This is a genomic window from Caldithrix sp., from assembly GCF_056497305.1.
Genome location: NZ_JBSMDE010000120.1, coordinates 1 through 17,546 on the forward strand (window position 1 = coordinate 1; position 17,546 = coordinate 17,546).

General features: G+C 44.6%; 15 protein-coding genes and 1 pseudogene. 10 read left to right on the forward strand and 6 right to left on the reverse strand.

The annotated features are described in order from the left end of the window. From ACWB0I_RS10035 to ACWB0I_RS10080, 10 genes and pseudogenes are all read left to right on the forward strand, one after another. Nucleotides 1-296: pseudogene (locus tag ACWB0I_RS10035) on the forward strand (ABC transporter substrate-binding protein); the annotation flags it as partial. A 7-nt stretch (nt 297-303) separates the two neighbouring features. Next, on the forward strand, nt 304-1,305 hold the full coding sequence (locus ACWB0I_RS10040) for an ABC transporter permease (RefSeq protein ID WP_479387927.1): 1,002 nt from the start codon (nt 304-306) through the stop codon (nt 1,303-1,305). 14 nt (nt 1,306-1,319) lie between these two features. Then, complete coding sequence (locus ACWB0I_RS10045; RefSeq protein WP_479387928.1) at nt 1,320-2,147, forward strand: ABC transporter permease; 828 nt, start codon at nt 1,320-1,322, stop codon at nt 2,145-2,147. Continuing rightward, a complete protein-coding gene (locus ACWB0I_RS10050) occupies nt 2,144-3,109 on the forward strand; it encodes an ABC transporter ATP-binding protein (RefSeq protein WP_479387929.1) in 966 nt (321 codons plus the stop codon). Before ACWB0I_RS10045 ends, ACWB0I_RS10050 begins: the two co-directional genes overlap by 4 nt. Continuing rightward, entirely contained in the window at nt 3,099-3,872 is a 774-nt protein-coding gene (locus ACWB0I_RS10055) for an ABC transporter ATP-binding protein (RefSeq protein WP_479387930.1), read from the forward strand. Before ACWB0I_RS10050 ends, ACWB0I_RS10055 begins: the two co-directional genes overlap by 11 nt. 18 nt (nt 3,873-3,890) lie before the next feature. Further along, nucleotides 3,891-4,772 carry a carbon-nitrogen hydrolase family protein gene (locus tag ACWB0I_RS10060; protein ID WP_479387931.1) on the forward strand — a complete coding sequence of 294 codons (882 nt, stop codon included), beginning with the start codon at nt 3,891-3,893 and terminating at the stop codon, nt 4,770-4,772. 22 nt (nt 4,773-4,794) lie between these two features. Further along, nucleotides 4,795-6,114 (forward strand): 4-aminobutyrate--2-oxoglutarate transaminase, encoded by a 1,320-nt coding sequence (gabT, locus tag ACWB0I_RS10065; protein WP_479387932.1) that lies wholly within the window; start codon nt 4,795-4,797, stop codon nt 6,112-6,114. After that, nucleotides 6,111-7,550 carry a peptidoglycan DD-metalloendopeptidase family protein gene (locus ACWB0I_RS10070; protein ID WP_479387933.1) on the forward strand — a complete coding sequence of 480 codons (1,440 nt, stop codon included), beginning with the start codon at nt 6,111-6,113 and terminating at the stop codon, nt 7,548-7,550. The genes gabT and ACWB0I_RS10070 overlap by 4 nt, the downstream gene beginning before the upstream one ends. Nucleotides 7,551-7,578: 28 nt before the next feature. Then, on the forward strand, nt 7,579-9,000 hold the full coding sequence (locus tag ACWB0I_RS10075; protein ID WP_479387934.1) for an aldehyde dehydrogenase family protein: 1,422 nt from the start codon (nt 7,579-7,581) through the stop codon (nt 8,998-9,000). Between the two features lie 422 nt (nt 9,001-9,422). After that, a complete protein-coding gene (locus tag ACWB0I_RS10080; protein ID WP_479387935.1) occupies nt 9,423-10,004 on the forward strand; it encodes a helix-turn-helix domain-containing protein in 582 nt (193 codons plus the stop codon). A 237-nt stretch (nt 10,005-10,241) separates the two neighbouring features. On the opposite strand, the gene ACWB0I_RS10085 is transcribed toward ACWB0I_RS10080, so the two are convergent. The 6 genes from ACWB0I_RS10085 to ACWB0I_RS10110 all read right to left on the reverse strand — a co-directional run. Beyond that, nucleotides 10,242-11,141 (reverse strand): fumarylacetoacetate hydrolase family protein, encoded by a 900-nt coding sequence (locus ACWB0I_RS10085; protein WP_479387936.1) that lies wholly within the window; start codon nt 11,139-11,141, stop codon nt 10,242-10,244. Nucleotides 11,142-11,168: 27 nt separating this feature from the next. After that, nucleotides 11,169-12,134, reverse strand: coding sequence for an aldolase/citrate lyase family protein (locus ACWB0I_RS10090; RefSeq protein ID WP_479387937.1), 966 nt, complete (start codon nt 12,132-12,134; stop codon nt 11,169-11,171). Nucleotides 12,135-12,152: 18 nt separating this feature from the next. Beyond that, nucleotides 12,153-13,724 carry a right-handed parallel beta-helix repeat-containing protein gene (locus ACWB0I_RS10095; RefSeq protein ID WP_479387938.1) on the reverse strand — a complete coding sequence of 524 codons (1,572 nt, stop codon included), beginning with the start codon at nt 13,722-13,724 and terminating at the stop codon, nt 12,153-12,155. Nucleotide 13,725: 1 nt separating this feature from the next. Continuing rightward, nucleotides 13,726-16,197: a LamG domain-containing protein gene (locus ACWB0I_RS10100; protein ID WP_479387939.1), complete on the reverse strand. Its 2,472-nt coding sequence runs from the start codon at nt 16,195-16,197 to the stop codon at nt 13,726-13,728. Then, nucleotides 16,182-16,706: a hypothetical protein gene (locus ACWB0I_RS10105; protein ID WP_479387940.1), complete on the reverse strand. Its 525-nt coding sequence runs from the start codon at nt 16,704-16,706 to the stop codon at nt 16,182-16,184. The genes ACWB0I_RS10100 and ACWB0I_RS10105 overlap by 16 nt, the downstream gene beginning before the upstream one ends. Then, a partial coding sequence (locus ACWB0I_RS10110; protein ID WP_479387941.1) for a metallophosphoesterase family protein occupies nt 16,703-17,546 on the reverse strand: 844 nt, incomplete at its 5' end. The genes ACWB0I_RS10105 and ACWB0I_RS10110, both read right to left, overlap by 4 nt.

Sequence of the window (17,546 nt, forward strand, 5' to 3'; positions counted from 1 at the left end):
CCGGCGACTGGCTAAAGGGCCTGTTCCACACGCAAAAACCAAATCTGTTCAACCTGAGTTATTACCGCAATCCTTTGTTTGATCGGCTGGTGGATCAAGCCTTCCAATTGGAAGCGATTGACAGAACCCGGGCCATTGAGTTGTATCGGCAGGCCCAGAAAATTTTGTATCAAGACGCAGTGGCGATTTTTTTTGCCGATTTAAATGTGCGGTTCGTAAAACGTAAATCAGTGAGCCCATTAACGGCAAATCCGGCTTACGAAATGATCTATTTTTACAATTTGTACAGGCGGTAAAGGTCAAATGGCTTATTTGTTTAGGCGATTCATTTTTTCCATTTTTGTGATTGTGACGGTTACTTTAATCACTTTTGTGGTGGTTAGACTGTTGCCTGCCGATCCGTTAAGCGTTTGGCTGGGCGAACATCCAACGCAAAAGCAAATTGAAAAAGCGCGAATCGAACTGGGACTCAATGAGCCGGTTTACAAACAGGCCTGGAAATATTTAGTGCACATTGTAAAAGGCGATCTGGGAATTTCATTACGCACGCGACGTCCAGTACTGGAAGAGTTGAAAAGTAAATTTGGCGCCACGTTCGAATTAACGACCCTGGCCATGCTTTTTTGTCTGTTATTTGGTATTCCCATTGGCATTGGAGCTGCCCGCTATCCGGACCACTGGCTGTCGAAGGTGGAAAAGTTTTTCTCGCTTTCCGGTGTGGCTATTCCGATTTTTTGGCTGGGAATGCTGCTCCAGATTGTTCTGGCGGGGTGGCTGCAATGGTTGCCTTTGCAGGGGCAAAGCGTTTTGCCGCCGCCCACCCATCGATTTACAGGGTTGTTGCTGTTAGACGCTTTGTTGAATTTTGAAATGGACAAATTTTACGATGCCTGGCAACACATCGTATTGCCAGCCATTACACTATCGATGGCCAGCTTTGGAATTATTACGCGAAACGTGCGCAATGCCATGTCTGAAGTGCTGGCAAAAGATTACATCCGTGTGGCACGGGCGTTTGGAGTACCCGAAAAACGCATTTTATTCCGACACGCTCTAAAAAACGCTTTAATTCCTGTGGTTACGGTTAGCGCACTGGTTTACGGTTATTTGCTGGGCGGTACTTTTTTGGTGGAACGGGTTTTTGACTGGCCTGGTCTGGGGCAGGCAGCCGTGCTGTCGATTTTAACCAACGATATGCCCATGGTAACCGGTGTTGCTTTACTGTACGCACTGGTTTACACAGGTATTAATTTGCTTCTGGATCTTATCTACATGTGGATTGATCCGCGAATTTCCAGAGATTAACCAGGGAGAAGGCATTGGCAAAACCGAGCGCATCAAAAACCTTTTACTTGAGCACCCTGTTTTTACTGTTTTTGATCATTGCGGCGTTAACGGCAAAGTGGATTACTCCGTTTCCTGAGGATGCCGGCAGCGCCATGCATTTTGCTGAAAAATTGCAGGCGCCATCCATGGTTCATCCATTTGGCACCGATTCGCTTGGCCGGGACCTGTTTACTTTGATTGTTTTTGGCGCCCGTCTTTCATTACTTGCCGCGCTTGGTGTTGTTGGTATTGCACTTTTGATCGGCGTGCCTCTGGGCTTGCTTGCCGGTTTTAAAGGCCGTTGGGTGGACGATCTTGTGATGCGTATTTGCGATGTATTCCTTGCCTTTCCGCCTTTATTACTGCCGGTTATTCTGGCGGCTGCCCTGGGGCCAAGTCTTAAAAATGCGGTCATTGCCGTGGCCATTTCCTGGTTTCCATGGTACACGCGCATTCTGCGGGCTCAGGTACTTACCGTTAAAAAAATGCCGTTTGTGATGGCTGCCCGGGCATCGGGCGCTTCTTCCCTGTACCTGATGCTAAAGCACATTTTACCAAATAGTTTTGGGGCCGTATTGGTGCAGGCAACGCTTGATATGGGCTATGCGATTCTGGCGGTGGCAGGTTTGAGCTTTATCGGTTTTGGAGCCAGACCACCGGCCATTGAATGGGGATTACTCATTACCTTATCCCGATCAACATTTCTGGATTATTGGTGGACGGCGTTCTTTCCTGGATTGGCGTTATTTACAACGGTATTTGCCTTTAATCTTGGCGGCGAAGGATTGCGAAAATTTCTATCGGATGGGGGCAAAGCATGAGCGCTCCCATCCTTTCGGTAAAAAAGCTAGTGGTAAAAAACGACGACCTGGTTTTGCTGGATGGAATTTCTTTTGAAATTAATAAAGGCGAAACTTTAGGCATTGTTGGCGAAAGCGGCTGTGGTAAATCGATGACCGCATTGACTATTATGGGGCTATTGCCAGAAGGATTGAAGGTGGCCAGCGGAGCCATTTATTTTAAGGAACAGGATTTACTATCCTTAAAAAACAGCGAGTTGCAGAAGATTCGCGGTCGTAAAATTGCGTTGATTTTTCAGAATCCGCAGGCCGCGTTAAATCCCATACGCACCATTCAGGAGCAAATGGACGATGTGATTCGCGCCCATTTTCAGGAAAATAGAGCGCAACGTAAGAAGCGCATGCTACATTTTTTGGAACAGGTGGAATTGCCAGAACCGGAAAGATTGGTCGCCAGTTATCCCTTTCAATTAAGCGGAGGAATGTTGCAACGCGTATTAATAGCCATGGCGCTATGTCTGGAGCCCGAAATTTTAATAGCCGATGAACCAACCACGGCCATCGATGCCGTGATTCAAATGCAAATCATTGAATTGCTCAAAAAAATTCAAGAGCAAACGGGCATGGCAATGTTGATTATTTCACACAATTTTGGGGTTGTGGCCAGACTTGCGCAAAAGGTTCTGGTGATGTACGGCGGACGGGTAGCAGAATACGCGCCAGCAACTAAAATCTTGAATCAACCGCTACATCCTTACACCAAAGCGCTATTGAACAGTCGTCCTACCCTAAATCAAAAAAAGAAGCTTGCCACAATCCAGGGCAATCCTCCATCGGTCGGCGAACTGCAAGAGTACTGCAAATTTTTGCCGAGATGTCCAGAAAAAATAGCGATGTGCAGCCTAAAGGTACCACTGCCGGTTTTGGTAGAAGGGCGCAAAGTAGCCTGTTTTTTGTACGGAGAAAGCAAGGATGAACAATAGCTCGAAACCATTTTTAAAAGTACGGGAACTGTCCCATTTTTATCGATTCAAGAAGCGACAGATCCAGGCTCTAAAAGCGGTTTCTTTTACGCTTGAAAGAAATAAAGTGCTGGGCGTGGTGGGCGAATCGGGTTCCGGTAAGTCAACCATGTTGCGTATTCTGACCGGCCTGGAAAAAATGCAACAGGGTGAAATTGTATTTAAAGGTGAAACATTTGCCCGCTTGTTCAAAAAACAAAAACGGAAATTTTACCAGACCGTCGGGCTCGTTCTTCAGCAACCGCAGCTCTCTTTCGATCCACGCTGGTCCGTGGCAAAATCCATTGAAGAACCGTTAGTCATCCATGGTGTTGGCCTTAAAGAAGAGCGGGAGCATCGTGTAAAAGAAATTATCCAAAGGGTTGGATTAAATATTGAAGAAGTTAATCGATTGCCGAGCCGGCTTAGCGGCGGGCAACTGCAACGGGCAGCCATTGCGCGTGCCATCATTTTAAAGCCCGAACTATTGCTTCTGGATGAACCGACTGCGGCGCTGGACGTTTCGGTACAGGCGCAAATTTTAAACCTGCTCAAAGAGCTGCAACACACGGCGCAGTTAACATATGTATTTGTTTCGCACGATATTGCCGCGCTGGCTTACGTGGCCGATTATTTGCTGGTATTAAAAAACGGCGCCGTGGTAGAATATGGTCCGGCAGAAAAAATTTTAACGGAACCTGAGGAACCTTACACCAAACTTTTAATAGCGTCTATTTTACAGTAAATGGGAGGTAAAAAACTTATGTCCAGAAAAATTGCCATTGCCGGTGTGCAAATGTATGTCCACCCGCAGGATATGGATTTAAATTTTAAGAACATGGAAAACACCTTAACGTTTATTGCCCAAAGTTACCCGTTTGTGGATCTGGTTTTATTCAGCGAACTTGCACTTTACGGCGCTCCCTATCCTCACTGGCGTAAAGACGCCATTACCATTCCCGGACAATGGATTGACCGCCTGTGCAATCTGGCTGTGAAACACAAAAAATGGTTGGTTCCGGGCTCGTTTTACGAAAAAGAGGGAACTAAGATTTACAATACCGCGGTCGTCATCTCGCCTGAGGGAAAAATTGAAGCACGTTATCGGAAAATGTTTCCATGGCAACCTTTAGAAAGAACCGCGCCAGGGGATGCTTTTTGCGTGTTCGACATTTCCGGAGTAGGGCGTTTTGGCTTGTGTATTTGTTACGATATGTGGTTTCCGGAGGTCTGTCGTACCCTGGCCTGGATGGGGGCCGAGGTGATTTTGCACCCGACCATGACCAGCAGCAACGACCGGGAGCAGGAGTTAATCATTACCCGGGCAAACGCTATTTTTAATCAATTCTATTTTGTGGATGTCAATGGTACGGGATTTGGGGGGAACGGCCGCTCTTTGATCGTCGATCCGCACGGGCGAGTTTTGCAAAAAGTTGGCAGCGAAGCCGCAGTTATGATAGAAATTCTCGATCTGGAGGCAGTACAAAGCGCCCGACAATATGGCGTTGCCAATGTGTCGCAGGTCTTAAAACAATTGGTCCAGTTTGAGCCAACGTTTCCTGTTTACGATCAGGGAATAAAGAAAGGCGAAGGTTTTAAAAATTTTGGTAAAGTGAGTATTCAAAAGAAAAAGGTTCAGGATTAAAGGAAAAATCAGAGGAAATAATATGGAACGTTTTACGCGATCGAAAGAGCTAAAATTACGTAGAGAAGAAGCCGTTCCCCGTGCGCCTTTTCATGTTACCCCGCTTGCGGTAAATCGCGCTAAAGGGGCCTTAATCTGGGATGTGGATGGCAACGAATACATCGATTTTGCCGGTGGAATTGGTACGCTTAATGCCGGACATTGTCCGGATGCGGTGATAGAAGCCATTAATGCGCAAAGTCAAAAATATTTACATACCTGTTTTAATGTATTAATGTACGAACCTTACATTCGCCTGGCCGAGCGAATAAACCAGCTTACGCCGGGTAAATTTCCCAAAAAGACCATGTTTTTTAATAGCGGTGCCGAGGCGGTGGAAAACGCCATAAAAATTGCGCGGGCCGCAACCGGCCGGCCGGCTGTCATTTGTTTTGAACACGCATTCCATGGGCGAACTCTTTTAACAATGACGCTTACGGCCAAAGAAAAACCGTATAAACAAGGGTTTGGGCCTTTTGCACCCGAAATTTATCGGGCGGAATACCCTTACCTTTACCGACTGCCCGAGGTGTTTACCGATCCGGAAAATACCGACACGTATTACGATTATTTTGAGCGTTTTTTTAAGGAAAAGGTGCCAGCCGATAAGGTTGCGGCCATTATTGTAGAACCGGTTCTGGGCGAAGGCGGCTTTATTGTTCCTCCAAAAGCGTTTCTACCCGCTTTAAAAGAGATTGCCCGGGCTCATGGCATTGTGTTCATTGCCGATGAAATTCAAACCGGTTTCTGTCGAACCGGAAAAATGTTTGCAGTAGAACACTACGGAGTGGAACCCGATTTAATGACCATGGGGAAATCCATTGCTTCGGGGATGCCCTTGAGCGCGGTAAGCGGCCGGCAAGAACTCATGGATCAACCGCAAGTAGGAGGGCTTGGCGGTACCTATTCCGGAAATCCCATTGCCTGCAGCGCTGCACTGGCCACGCTGGACATTTACCAGAATCAAAAATTGTGCACGCGGGCCATGGAAATTGGCGCCCGGTTAACAGAGTTCTGGAAGGAACTGCAGAAACGCCATTCATTTATTGGCGATGTGCGCGCTCTTGGCGCCATGGTTGGCGTTGAATTTGTTAAAAATACAAAAACCCGGCAACCGTTTTCCGAACTGGTAAAGAAAATCATAGAAAAAAGCTACCAGAAAGGTCTTATTATCATGTCGGCTGGAACGTACGGAAATGTTCTGCGAGCTTTAATGCCGCTGGTCATTACGGATGAACAGATGACGCGCGCCATGACCATTCTGGAAGAAGTTGTTTTTGAAATAGCGAGAGACTTGCAATGAGAATTTTAATAAGCCTTTTGTTTATTGTTGCGCATCTGCTGGGCCAGGGTACCATGGCGCCCTTTCTGGAAATTTTGCCCTATGCGCCGCCCGAAAATGAGCAGTACCCCATCCACGCTTCTGTGGATCATTTTTATCCCACGCAAACCTCCAATGGTACGTTTAAACGGCTGGATGGGCTGACAGTAAAATCGGTGGATCCGCCGGCTTCAACCTGTGTGGATGGCCAAACCTGTTACGATGGGCATAGCGGCATTGACATCTGGATGCCACGAGGAACGCCGTTGCTTGCCGCTGCACCGGGTACCATTGTGTGGGCGTCATTCGGGCAGGGCGTTAATCCCTGTCCCAACGGCAGACCGCCCAATGGCGATCTTGGGGTAGTGATTATTGATCATCATAACGGATATTATTCTACCTATTTGCATCTTGATCCGCCCATTCCCGTAAAGGTGGGCGATGTGGTGAGTGTGGGCGACACAGTGGGCTATTGCGGCGACACGGGATGCGCCACCGTTCCCCATTTGCATTTTGAAATACGCAAGGGGGCTTATTATTTTGACCAGAATAAAAGCTGGGTGGTCGATCCTTTGGGCTGGTGGGGCGCAACCCCGGATCCCATTAAAGAAATGCGCAATGCGGCCAGTGTATGGTTATGGAAATCCGGTACCCTTATTGACAATGGAGACGTTGGATTCATGTGGTTTTATGGCCCGGATTGGAAACGTGTGGCTATGGGCTATCAGGGTGATGCTTTGACTGCCCCGGCCGTTAAAGATTCTTCACAAAGCCGACACATGGCATTGTGGGGGGCGGAACTGCCAAAACCAGGCCGGTACCAGGTCCAGGTTTTTATTCCTTCCGGAGTTCATGGAGTATCGGCTGCAAAATATGAAATTTTTGTAAAACAACCGGGCGGTACGGCAAAAAAACAATGGGTGATTGTCAATCAGGATTCCATTTTTGATCGATTTTTTACTATTGCTACCCTGGATTTACCTCAGGGCGCCAATTGTATGGTGGCTTTACGGGATGTTGTGCCGGCAAACGCCACGGGAACGCGCGTTGTGTTTGACGCCATCCGGTTTGAAGCCTTAGCAACAGATATTGAACAGGGCAAACAGCCCATGATTCCGGAAAATTCTACCATTCAATTATTACCCAGCCGCCCTAATCCGCTAAAAACGAGTCATGGAAGCTCAGGTACCTTTTTTCGCTTTCGGTTAAATAAAGCGTCTAAAGTGACCATACAAATTGTGACCGTAGAGGGACGACTTGTTAAGACAATATCATTAAATGGTATGGCACGAAAAATTAATGAAATTTTATGGGATGGAAAAGACCAATGGGGGCGAAGTTTGTCTCCGGGCATTTATTTTTTTACGGTTCGTTCCGGTATTGAGCAAAAAGCAGGTAAAATTATTTTAATGAAGTAAGAAGTTTACAGCAAAGAAAGGGCTTAAAATGCAATTTGATTACAAACTATTGATTGATGGGAAATGGCAAAACGGAGAGGGCCAGGCGCCACTCTACAATCCTTTTTCCAATGAACAAATTGGCGTTGTACCAGAAGCTTCGCTGGAACAGGTAAAGGTGGCCATTGGTAGCGCTTTTGAGAACCGTGTAATAATGGAAGAGATGCCCATTCATCGCCGCGCCGAAATTTTAGAAGGAACGGCCCGATTGTTAAACGAAAATAAAGAAAAGATGATTAAACGTATTGTGCTGGAAAGCGGGAAGACCTGGAAATGGGCCGAGGTAGAAGTGGTACGCGGTATTGAAAATTTAAAGTTTGCCGCAGAAGCCAGTAAAAATTTGCACGGCGAAACCGTGCCATTAGACGCTTCCAGAGGTTCCGAAGGCCGGTTGGGATTCTGGTTTCGTGTGCCGGTTGGAGTTGTAGGCGCCATTGCGCCGTTTAACTTTCCTTTGAATTTGGTGATTCATAAGGTGGCGCCGGCCATTGCCGCTGGCAACACGGTCGTTTTAAAACCGGCAACCAATACGCCGGGGCCTGCACAATTGTTGGTTGAGTTGCTACTCAAAGCCGGCTTACCTCCAAAAGCCATCCAATTTTTATGCGGTAAAGGCTCGGTGGTTGGCGAGGCGATGGCCCGCGATGAACGGATTGCCAAAATCACTTTTACCGGAAGTCCAATGGTTGGGAAACACCTTTCGAATATTTGTGGATTAAAAAAATTGACGTTGGAGCTGGGATCGAATTCAGGAGTCATTATTGATGAGACAGCCGATCTGGATTGGGCGGTGTCCAGAACGGTGATGGGCGGCTTTGCTTTTTCCGGGCAGGTGTGTATTTCTGTGCAGCGCATTTACGTTCATCAGAAAATCGCCAGCGTTTTTATTGATCGCTTTGTTGGTGAAACGAAAAAACAAAAACTTGGCGATCCCATGGACCCCAATACCGATGTGGGACCGATGATTTCGGAACAGGAAGCAAAGCGGGTGGAAGAATGGATTAAAGAAGCAGTTGGAAATGGCGCAGAACTTTTAACCGGTGGTCAAAGAAAAGGAACCATGGTTGGACCCACGGTTTTAACCAACGTTAAAAACGACATGCGCGTGATGAATCAGGAAGTGTTTGGACCCGTTGTTTCCATTGTGCCCTTCGAAGATTTTAAAGATGCGGTACGTCTGATAAACGATTCGCGTTTTGGGTTGCAGGCCGGAGTGTTTTCCGGAAATTTTCAAAACATTATGTACGCGATTAAAAAATTAGACGTGGGCGGGGTCATGGTAAATGATGTGCCAACCTATCGGGTGGATCAAATGCCTTATGGCGGAGTTAAAGAGAGCGGTATTGGTCGAGAAGGCGCCCGTTTTGCAGTGGAAGAAATGACCAATATTAAAATGGTCATGTTAAAATAAGGACGGTTCTAAATTACCGAGAGATTTTTCAAGACAGCATAACTGCAACCAAATAAACGGTTGTTGGGAGCAACCGCCAAGGGCACAAAAGGGGCAAAGATTGCAAAGAAAAAATTAAATAAATTTATTCAACGTGTAAGACGAAAGCTAAGCAAAGCAACACAATTTACACCCCTTCCCTTTTTCAAAACGGGAAGGGATGTTTTAAACAACACAAAAATTTTAAATCCCGCCATGGCGGGATAGATTTTACTATAAAAGTATTCTAAATAAATAGTTAAACTGCTGCAGGCAAAAGCTTGATCCGTTTTGATGGATTGCCTAACTTGCCCCTGGTTTTTGGATATTTGGACAAAATGGTTTTGTAATAAAACAAAAGATCAAGTTGAACATAACGCATGGGAAAATGTAAAGGTGAAAAAATGAAGAGTTCGGCTGGAATAAGAGAATTATCAGAAAAAGAGATTGGCGAAAAATTAAAAAAGCTACGTCGCGAAAAAAAATTAACCTTAAAACAATTGGCTTCGTTGGCAGGTTGTACGGACGCCGCACTTTCCAAAATTGAACGGGGCGAAGTTACTCCAACCATCTCTTTGTTAAAAAAAGCGGTAAATGTGTTAGGCGTAACCCTTTCTGAGTTTTTGTCGAATGATGCTCATGAAGAAGATAGCATAGTCATCCGTAAGGAAGAGCGCGTGCGCATCGATTTTCATGATGAAAAAATAGTTTCGCATCAACTGGTTCGTAATTTAAAAAACAAAAAGCTTCAACCGCTTTACGAAATAATCAAACCCGGCGGTGGCTCCGGAGGGGTGTACACGCATCAGGGCGAGGAATTTGGAATTGTGCTTGAGGGCGAGCTGGAAATCACGGTTGATGACCAAACTTACACCATTCGCGAAGGCGACAGCTTCTGGTACCGTTCCACCAGGCCGCATGGTTTCCGCAATAATAGCGACAAAGATGTCAAAGTGCTATGGGTGATTACACCTCCCACCTATTGAGAAAATTTTTTATTGGATGATCTGGCTAAATCGTCGGCCGTTGCAAAACGATTTTTTAATACAACATCGTCCCGGGCCGGGGTACATTCTTTTCTGTTTATTTTACAAATATTTTTTGTCTGTCCGTCTTTTTCGAACCAGTAACCAGTGAAGATGGAGACATTCCCAGTTCATGCTAAACCTCTTTTTAAATTTGAGGTAAATTAAAGATATTTTAATAAAAAGGCAGCTTTACAATTAATCTTTCCTTTTAATTTTCGAATCTTTAAAAAGTACAATTTGATTTTTTATTTGGCCTAATCCATCTATTTTGAATTGCACCAAATCGCCATTATGCGCTAAAAACGCTTTAGGCGTGCCCGTAAATATAACATCGCCTGGAGATAATGTAAGAACACGGGAAAGATCACTTACAATTTTTGCTGGGGAGTAGATTAATGAGTTGGTGTTGAATTTGAAGATTGTCTTTTTGTTATTATTCAAATATATTATGGATAAAGTGCATAAATGATTTTTCCAATTTTTTGTACTCACCAAAAAGGGACCATAGGGAGCAAAACGATCGCATATTTTCAAACCTGTGGCCAAAACTTTTTCTGGAAAATTCACCGGTTCGCCGGTGAATTTATGGAAGGAAGTTACAGTGCCGACAACATCAATACCTGTTGTAAAACCAAAAATACCGCTCTCTGCTTCTTTCTCGGTTGCGTTTTTTAATCTTTTCCCGATCACGATCACCATTTCCCCCTCAACTTTAACTTCATCCAAAATAGGAGGTAAAATAATATTTTCATTAGTAGCTGCAGCAGAAGAAGGCGGTTTAATGAACCAACGAACGAATTTTGGGGCCAGAAGATTAATCCACGATTCTTGATAGGATTTCGCCAGCCCGATGATCACATGTGGCTTTGAAGGATATAACAATCTCACTTTTGAAATTGGAAAACTTTGATGTGTTTTACGTCCCCCATACCATGGCGCTTGATCCAGAGGAAAAATAATGGTATCCTTTACCTGACCATAAAAATCTCTATTTTGATAACGAAAACGGCAATAAATTTTTGCCTGCTGAGCATTAATAGGATATGATAAGCAAATTAAGAATAATTCTACAAAAAGTATTCTTTTTTTTATCATGCTTCACCTCAAGCAAATTATTAAGTATTACCAGGGCATTTTACGTTTGGTAAACTCTCGCCCTACTTCCGCAGCATCCTGTCGTTTCCCCGCGCCAATCATTACTCCTCTTTTTAATTGCTGAATTACATTTTCAGGCAACACATTATCCAAAAAAAATAGCCCAAAAGCTTTACAAAGTGAAAGGACTCTATCCCCGGCAGCTACAACTTCTTGTGGAACCTCCTTATCGGCCTTTCCAGCTAAATAGCCGTAAGAAAGCCCCATATCCCGAGGACCATGTTCAGCAAAACACAGACCTGGAATAGCTAATGTTTTTTCAGCATTAGCCAATGCAAAACGATCTTCAATTTTTACGCCCAGCATAAGTTCGCCATCCGGATTCAACGGCCAGACATCAGCCTTTTTCAAATATTCCTCTTCACTTATGCCCCATACCCAGGCAGCAAATTTTTGGCTCCCCCATCCACGTAAACCTTCTCCGATAATATCGATCGCTTTTTTCTGAAACGGATACCGACAAATACGCACAAATTCCTTCACAGCGTGTGGATCACGTGCATGAACTAATTCAACGCCATGTACACCTTGCGCCAGAGCCTGTTGCACCATCCATTCACTGCCTTTAAAAGCTTCAAAATCAACCCCGGTGACTGGTAAAACTACAATCACCGTAGGAGTACGATGCCCACTTTTGGTTGGGCCGCCATCAACTAATCCGCGCATAAATTCACGAAGTAATGCAAAATCAAGAGGATTATGTTCCATATTAAAAACGATATAGTCTGCCCACGTCCTGGCCATTTCTTTGCCTTTTTCATATCCTCCGTAGGCGGCAGCATAATAAATAGGCTGTTTTTCATTCAATAATTCAATGCATTTATTTATGCGCTTTGGATGATAGGTTATTTTATTTTCCTGCGCAAAAAGCGAACTCAAATTTATCATTCCAATAATAAGCAAAAAATACCAGAATTTTTGTCGTCTTTTCATAATTGGATTCTCCCCTTTTTATTTTTGAATAAATGATTGATAATCAGGCAAAATGGATATTTCGTCTGCGTCTCGGAAATCGCCCCACACAATCAAGCATGGACCTCGAACAGCGTTAATGATTCCCCACTTTTGCCCTGCTCGGATTATTCTGTTTTTCATTTTTTCGGTTATGGGATTCTTTAATTCCAGAGTAGTTTGATAAGTGGTTAAATTATAATTGGCGTTTATAACTTTCAGTTTTTGTATTTTGCTCATCAAAAGCGAATCCTGAAAAAAAACAGACGATTTATTTTGTCTCATCTTAAGGTTATAGTTATTTACAACTTTAGCCGGAGCTTTTAAAATAAATTTTCCCCCAAAGATGTTATGTTCAATTTCATATGGTTTCAACCAATCGCGCGTTTCCTTACATAAAAAATCATCCATAATCAGATTATGAGCAATTCGAATTTCACTACGTTGAAAGTAGATACCAGTGTTATAAACGCACACGTTCTTTTCAAATAATCCACGCGTTTCCATGGTCAGGCGCATGGCACCAGAATTTAAAGAAGCATTCCTGTTCCCGATAAATGTATTCGAAAGTATGGTAACGTAAAAAGAATCAACCGGTGGCATTTTATCAAACGGGCGATTGTATCGATGCTCCTGGCCACCGACAAATAAAGCGCCTCCGTCATCATCACTGTAATTTCCAACAAAGATGTTGTTACAAATTTTTACACCAGACCATAAAGCCGCAAATAATCCTCCGCCATCATTGCAGTTTAAAGCTTGATTGTTGAGAAAAATATTCTGTTCTACAACAGGCCGGCTCCATTTAAAAATAGAAATTGCACCTCCATCGCTACTGCGTTTATGGTCAACTATTCCTGTGATATTTTGGATTAAAACGTTATTTCGAATGATTCCACTACAATGGTCATGTAACGCAACTGCGCCTCCCCGTCCTATTTCTGTCTTATTACCAATAAAAATATTGTCTTCTATGATTAGGTTTGTTTTTTCACAGTAAATAGCCCCGCCATCATGGGCAATTTCGTGACGATATTTGGGGTTCCAGGGTTGAGGCATCATAGTTTGATTTGATCGAAATATGTTTTTGGAAATGGAAGTGGTAACACCCAAACAATAAATGGCAGCACCTTTTTCGCGAACCCGCCCATTTTGAAAAATAAAACCATCAATCAGGGTATGATTTCCTGCCACAAAAATACGGTTCTTTCCTTCGCCATCCAGGATTGTGGCAAAACGGACGATGTCACGTTGTTTAAAATCTGGGGAAAACCCGCCCATCAACGTCAAGTGAGATGGTAGAACCAAATTCTGAACGCTATATCTTCCTCCGGCTACCCAAATGGCCACTCTTTCCTGGGATTTCAATTTCGAAACGGACTGAATGGCAAATTTTAGGGTTTGCCAGGGGTGTTTCAAACTGCCTCCAGAAGGTTCATCATTCCCAATGCTGGCACAAACATAAAACACTCTGTCAAAGTCCTTTGTCTTAAAAATTCGGGTTTGGGGACCGGTAGCAAATGCTACACTTGAAAGAACCAACCAGAGAACAAAATATTTTATCAGACGCATATTACTCCTCTTCTTCTGTGATAAATTGAAAAGCAAACAACTTCGCTCCCCGTAAGCGGAAAACCAGCTTCACAGGTTTTCCACTTAATTCCGAGATATCCACTCCCCGATGCAACCACTCCACCTTTTTACGAATAAAATCACCATTGATGTAGACACATTCATCCACAGAATAATCAGGGATGGGATTGCCATTGCTATCTAAAAAACCTACATTAGCATAACCAGCCGCATCGGTATCGATATTGAGCTCCAGTCTATTGCCTTTAAAAATTAGCGGTTTGGTGATTATAATGCCCTCTTTATCATATGGCGCATCGGCAGAAACAAATCCATCCAGCCGTTGTACCAAACGATAGACCGCCCGGCCAGCCGGATCCTGCCTCCAGGCCGAGTGGTACTGGGTTTCGCCGAAATAGTATTGCCAGATTTCATCTCCGCTTCGTACCATTCCCTGGGCAATATAGGCAGTTTTCACATCCCGACCGGCGTGTTTGCCAATTCCCACATACGCGGGACGTGGATAGCGTTTCCAGTGAAAACCATCCCGACTCACGGCTAACTGAGTTTCAATAGGCCCACTACCCAGGCCTCGAGCAGAATCCATTAATACCCGGCGAGTGAGTGGTTCTTTCACTTCATAATGGAAATATACGATAGGAAACGCCAGGTAAACATCAGGTGCCCAGGGATATTTGATTGCCTTAGTAACATAGATATCCGTATCTGTGGGATCCAGAGAATCCTCAGGGGTAAACAGGTGGGGATATTCAAACGAAAATCCAGGGGGAGCCAGCGGGCCATTATCCAGAAACCAGGGCTGTGGCTCTCGCATGGGGTATTTTTTCTGTAAATCCCTGGCTTGGGATAACGTGAGGGGGTTAAAGGGCCATGGTGGGTAAATATTATCAACTGTTGTAAAAGCTGTTTCCCTTCGTGTTTCACCTCCCGGGAATTGCAGGACATCGGAACGATGATAAGCCAGATATTTTTGCTGCTGGTCGTCGTAAAATGCACAGCTTTGGGTACCTGACCGAAAAGGAAGTAAGTAAGGTTTATACCGTTTCCAGTGGTAACCGTCGGGAGAGACAAACAGGTAAATCCCCTGACGATGAAAATCGCTAATATATTTCCAGCGCTCATCCGGCGGGCCATTGGGGTCGATAAAAGGCGTTCCTAAACCGCCGACAGGAGCGGAAATCACAATATTGGAATGTCCTTTGTAATGCGTTCCCAGGTCTGGCGCTTTAAAATGGATTCCATCGCGGGAAATCAGCACCTGTAAATAATCATCATCTACTGAATTGTAAATTCGAATATAACCGGAATCATCCTGCACCACCGTCAGGTGTTTACGAAAAGAACCCTGGATATGGTCAATGACGCGTTCGGCTTTGCGGGGCGGGTTAACAACAAAGGAAATGTTTTCCATTTTTTCCACAATGGCATCGTCAATAAACACATATTTTCGGCTTTCTAAGGGAATGGGTAACCGGCCTTTTAGCCTGCCAGTAAACAGCAAGGGCGGTCCTTTTCTCAGAGAGGGATGAGAACAGTAGCTCAAGTATGAGGGGGCAAAACTTTCAGGAGGATTAAACGGTTGCCAGTACACCACTGCCGCCGTGAAACGCAATTCATCCAATCGACCCGGGAGCGGATGTTCCCAGCGCCCATCACGCCCCACGCTAAAATAATCCTCATTCCCCGGGGAAAGGGCAACAAAGCGTACTCCGGATTTCTGACCAACCAATTGACCATCCAAAAAATGGCGCAAGGTTCCGGTACGGGCTTGGTAAACAAACGCCAGGTGATGCCACTTCCCTTCCTGAGGACTTAAAGCGGCGGCGCTGGTTTGAATCTCAATTTTCTGTTCCGAAGGTTGATTGTAGAACTCAAACCTGTTCATGGCGCCATTTAATGCCAGCCAGGTGACTTGATCGTTTTCTCCCCGTGGGCCACTGCCTATTTCAAACACAATGCCTTTCTTGCCGGTCTTTCGGGTTGGTTTAAACCAGAATTCCACCGTCCAATCAAAATTCCCTAAATTTAACCGGGTTTTAGTGGGATGAGGATAGGTCGCTTCTTTGCGTAGATGATTTTCATTGCCGGGAATCCAGGCACAAAAATACGCCGTGTGCCAGGAAAGGGGTGGAAGGTGCCGTCCCGGCCTGGGAGGCAATGCTTTCAATCCAAAACGTGCCTCCCCTTCCGGAATTTTCAACTGGTTGAGTTCAGGATATTTTAGGGGCTCCAGGGCATTGCCAAATTTACCATTTACTATTTGTCCGCCTAGTCCAAGAACCATGGCGTAATCATTAGATGACTGATCGTTTAAAATGCAACTGGGGTAAATACCGCGGGGTTCATCAAATAACCAGAGGGCTATGGTCTTCCCCTTCTCTATCCTTTCCGACTTCCCCGAAAAGAAAACGAAACATGACAGAAAGAATACAATAATCATGTTTTTACGCATTTCACTTCCCCTGCATCTTTAATGTAACAATTCTCTACTCTCACAGTCTTCGTTAAATTTCCAGCTATATTCCAGTAAAATTTACGCACAAAAAAACGATATGAAAATTCATCGGGACGGAAGTTGTATTGCCAGTTTAGTTGAACCCGATGGGAGGTAGCCGGTAGAATCACCTCCTGGGGTGTTACATGCGGAAAAGCGCTATTTTCAGTAGAATCGAAAGGCACCATTCGAAAAGTTTTTCCATCTATCACCACCGTTTGCAGCGTGACGAAAAAGGGAATGTGAATAACGATAGAAGTGGTCGTTTCATGAGAATGAAGTTCCGACTGAAATACCGCTCCCTTTTCGCTCGGGATAAGGCGAAAACAATCCAATCCAAAATTGGTTTGATTTGCAACATAGCTAAAGGGCTGCCTGGACACATCCAGCCTGGTATTGAGCGATTGCTCCATTAAAGCAGTTATTAAAATGGCACATGTAAAACTCAGGATGCGAAGTATTTTCATTGGCTCACTCTCTCCCCTGATGTTTCATCCATTTTTATTTTTTCAGGGATCACGCGAATCGTTTGCTGATCCGAGTGAAATTCAATAAAATAACCGGGAATATTCTCTGCTTCTGCAAAATCATCCACCTCGTAAACGGGAATTTCTCCAAGCACAACATCCTGCCGCCACATGTGGCCATGCCCCACAAATATCCCCTTAATTTGGGCCTTAAACTCTTCAAGCAACTGATAAAAACGCGGCTCATTCTGCGGTACGATCAGATCCCTGGGCCAGCACCAGAGCCGGAAATGATCCGTTTTTAGCGGAAAATGAGAAATGACAATGGTGGGCCATCCTTTTTGCAATTCTTTTTCAAAAAATTGCAATTGCTCATCATCAAAATGCCGATGCAAATAGCGTCCTCGCATGCTATTCAGAACAATAAAATTCCATCCTTTATGAAGCGCGGCATAATATGGACTCAATCCGGTATGTTCTTTCCAGATGGTTTCCATCTGCTCAATTTCTTCCAGAGAAAAGTCTGCATCCGAATCCCGATCCTGCCAGATTTTGTAATCGTGATTGCCCATGGCCAAGTAAAAGGTGATTTTAAGCCGGTTAAAAATTGCCATAGCTACTGCCAGGCGATCTCTGGCTTTTTGTGGAAATTGGTAGGGATGTGCATCGTAAACAGAAGCCACCACATCCCCCCCATGTAATAAAACTTCCACCTGCGGCCACTCCTCCGAATTCATTTTTTCCACCAGCCATCGAAGACGCCTTACCTTACTGGAATCGTTGCTGATGTGGGTATCGGAAATATAGAGCGCCTTAAAATCTTGTGCCCAAAGCAAAATA

Coding starts and splice junctions, on each gene's coding strand:
- ACWB0I_RS10040 (WP_479387927.1), top strand. CDS start 304: ATGGCTTATTTGTTTAGGCGATTCATTTTTTCCATTTTTGTGATTGTG.
- ACWB0I_RS10050 (WP_479387929.1), top strand. CDS start 2,144: ATGAGCGCTCCCATCCTTTCGGTAAAAAAGCTAGTGGTAAAAAACGAC.
- ACWB0I_RS10055 (WP_479387930.1), top strand. CDS start 3,099: ATGAACAATAGCTCGAAACCATTTTTAAAAGTACGGGAACTGTCCCAT.
- ACWB0I_RS10060 (WP_479387931.1), top strand. CDS start 3,891: ATGTCCAGAAAAATTGCCATTGCCGGTGTGCAAATGTATGTCCACCCG.
- gabT (WP_479387932.1), top strand. CDS start 4,795: ATGGAACGTTTTACGCGATCGAAAGAGCTAAAATTACGTAGAGAAGAA.
- ACWB0I_RS10070 (WP_479387933.1), top strand. CDS start 6,111: ATGAGAATTTTAATAAGCCTTTTGTTTATTGTTGCGCATCTGCTGGGC.
- ACWB0I_RS10075 (WP_479387934.1), top strand. CDS start 7,579: ATGCAATTTGATTACAAACTATTGATTGATGGGAAATGGCAAAACGGA.
- ACWB0I_RS10080 (WP_479387935.1), top strand. CDS start 9,423: ATGAAGAGTTCGGCTGGAATAAGAGAATTATCAGAAAAAGAGATTGGC.
- ACWB0I_RS10085 (WP_479387936.1), bottom strand. CDS start 11,141: ATGATAAAAAAAAGAATACTTTTTGTAGAATTATTCTTAATTTGCTTA.
- ACWB0I_RS10090 (WP_479387937.1), bottom strand. CDS start 12,134: ATGAAAAGACGACAAAAATTCTGGTATTTTTTGCTTATTATTGGAATG.
- ACWB0I_RS10095 (WP_479387938.1), bottom strand. CDS start 13,724: ATGCGTCTGATAAAATATTTTGTTCTCTGGTTGGTTCTTTCAAGTGTA.
- ACWB0I_RS10100 (WP_479387939.1), bottom strand. CDS start 16,197: ATGCGTAAAAACATGATTATTGTATTCTTTCTGTCATGTTTCGTTTTC.
- ACWB0I_RS10105 (WP_479387940.1), bottom strand. CDS start 16,706: ATGAAAATACTTCGCATCCTGAGTTTTACATGTGCCATTTTAATAACT.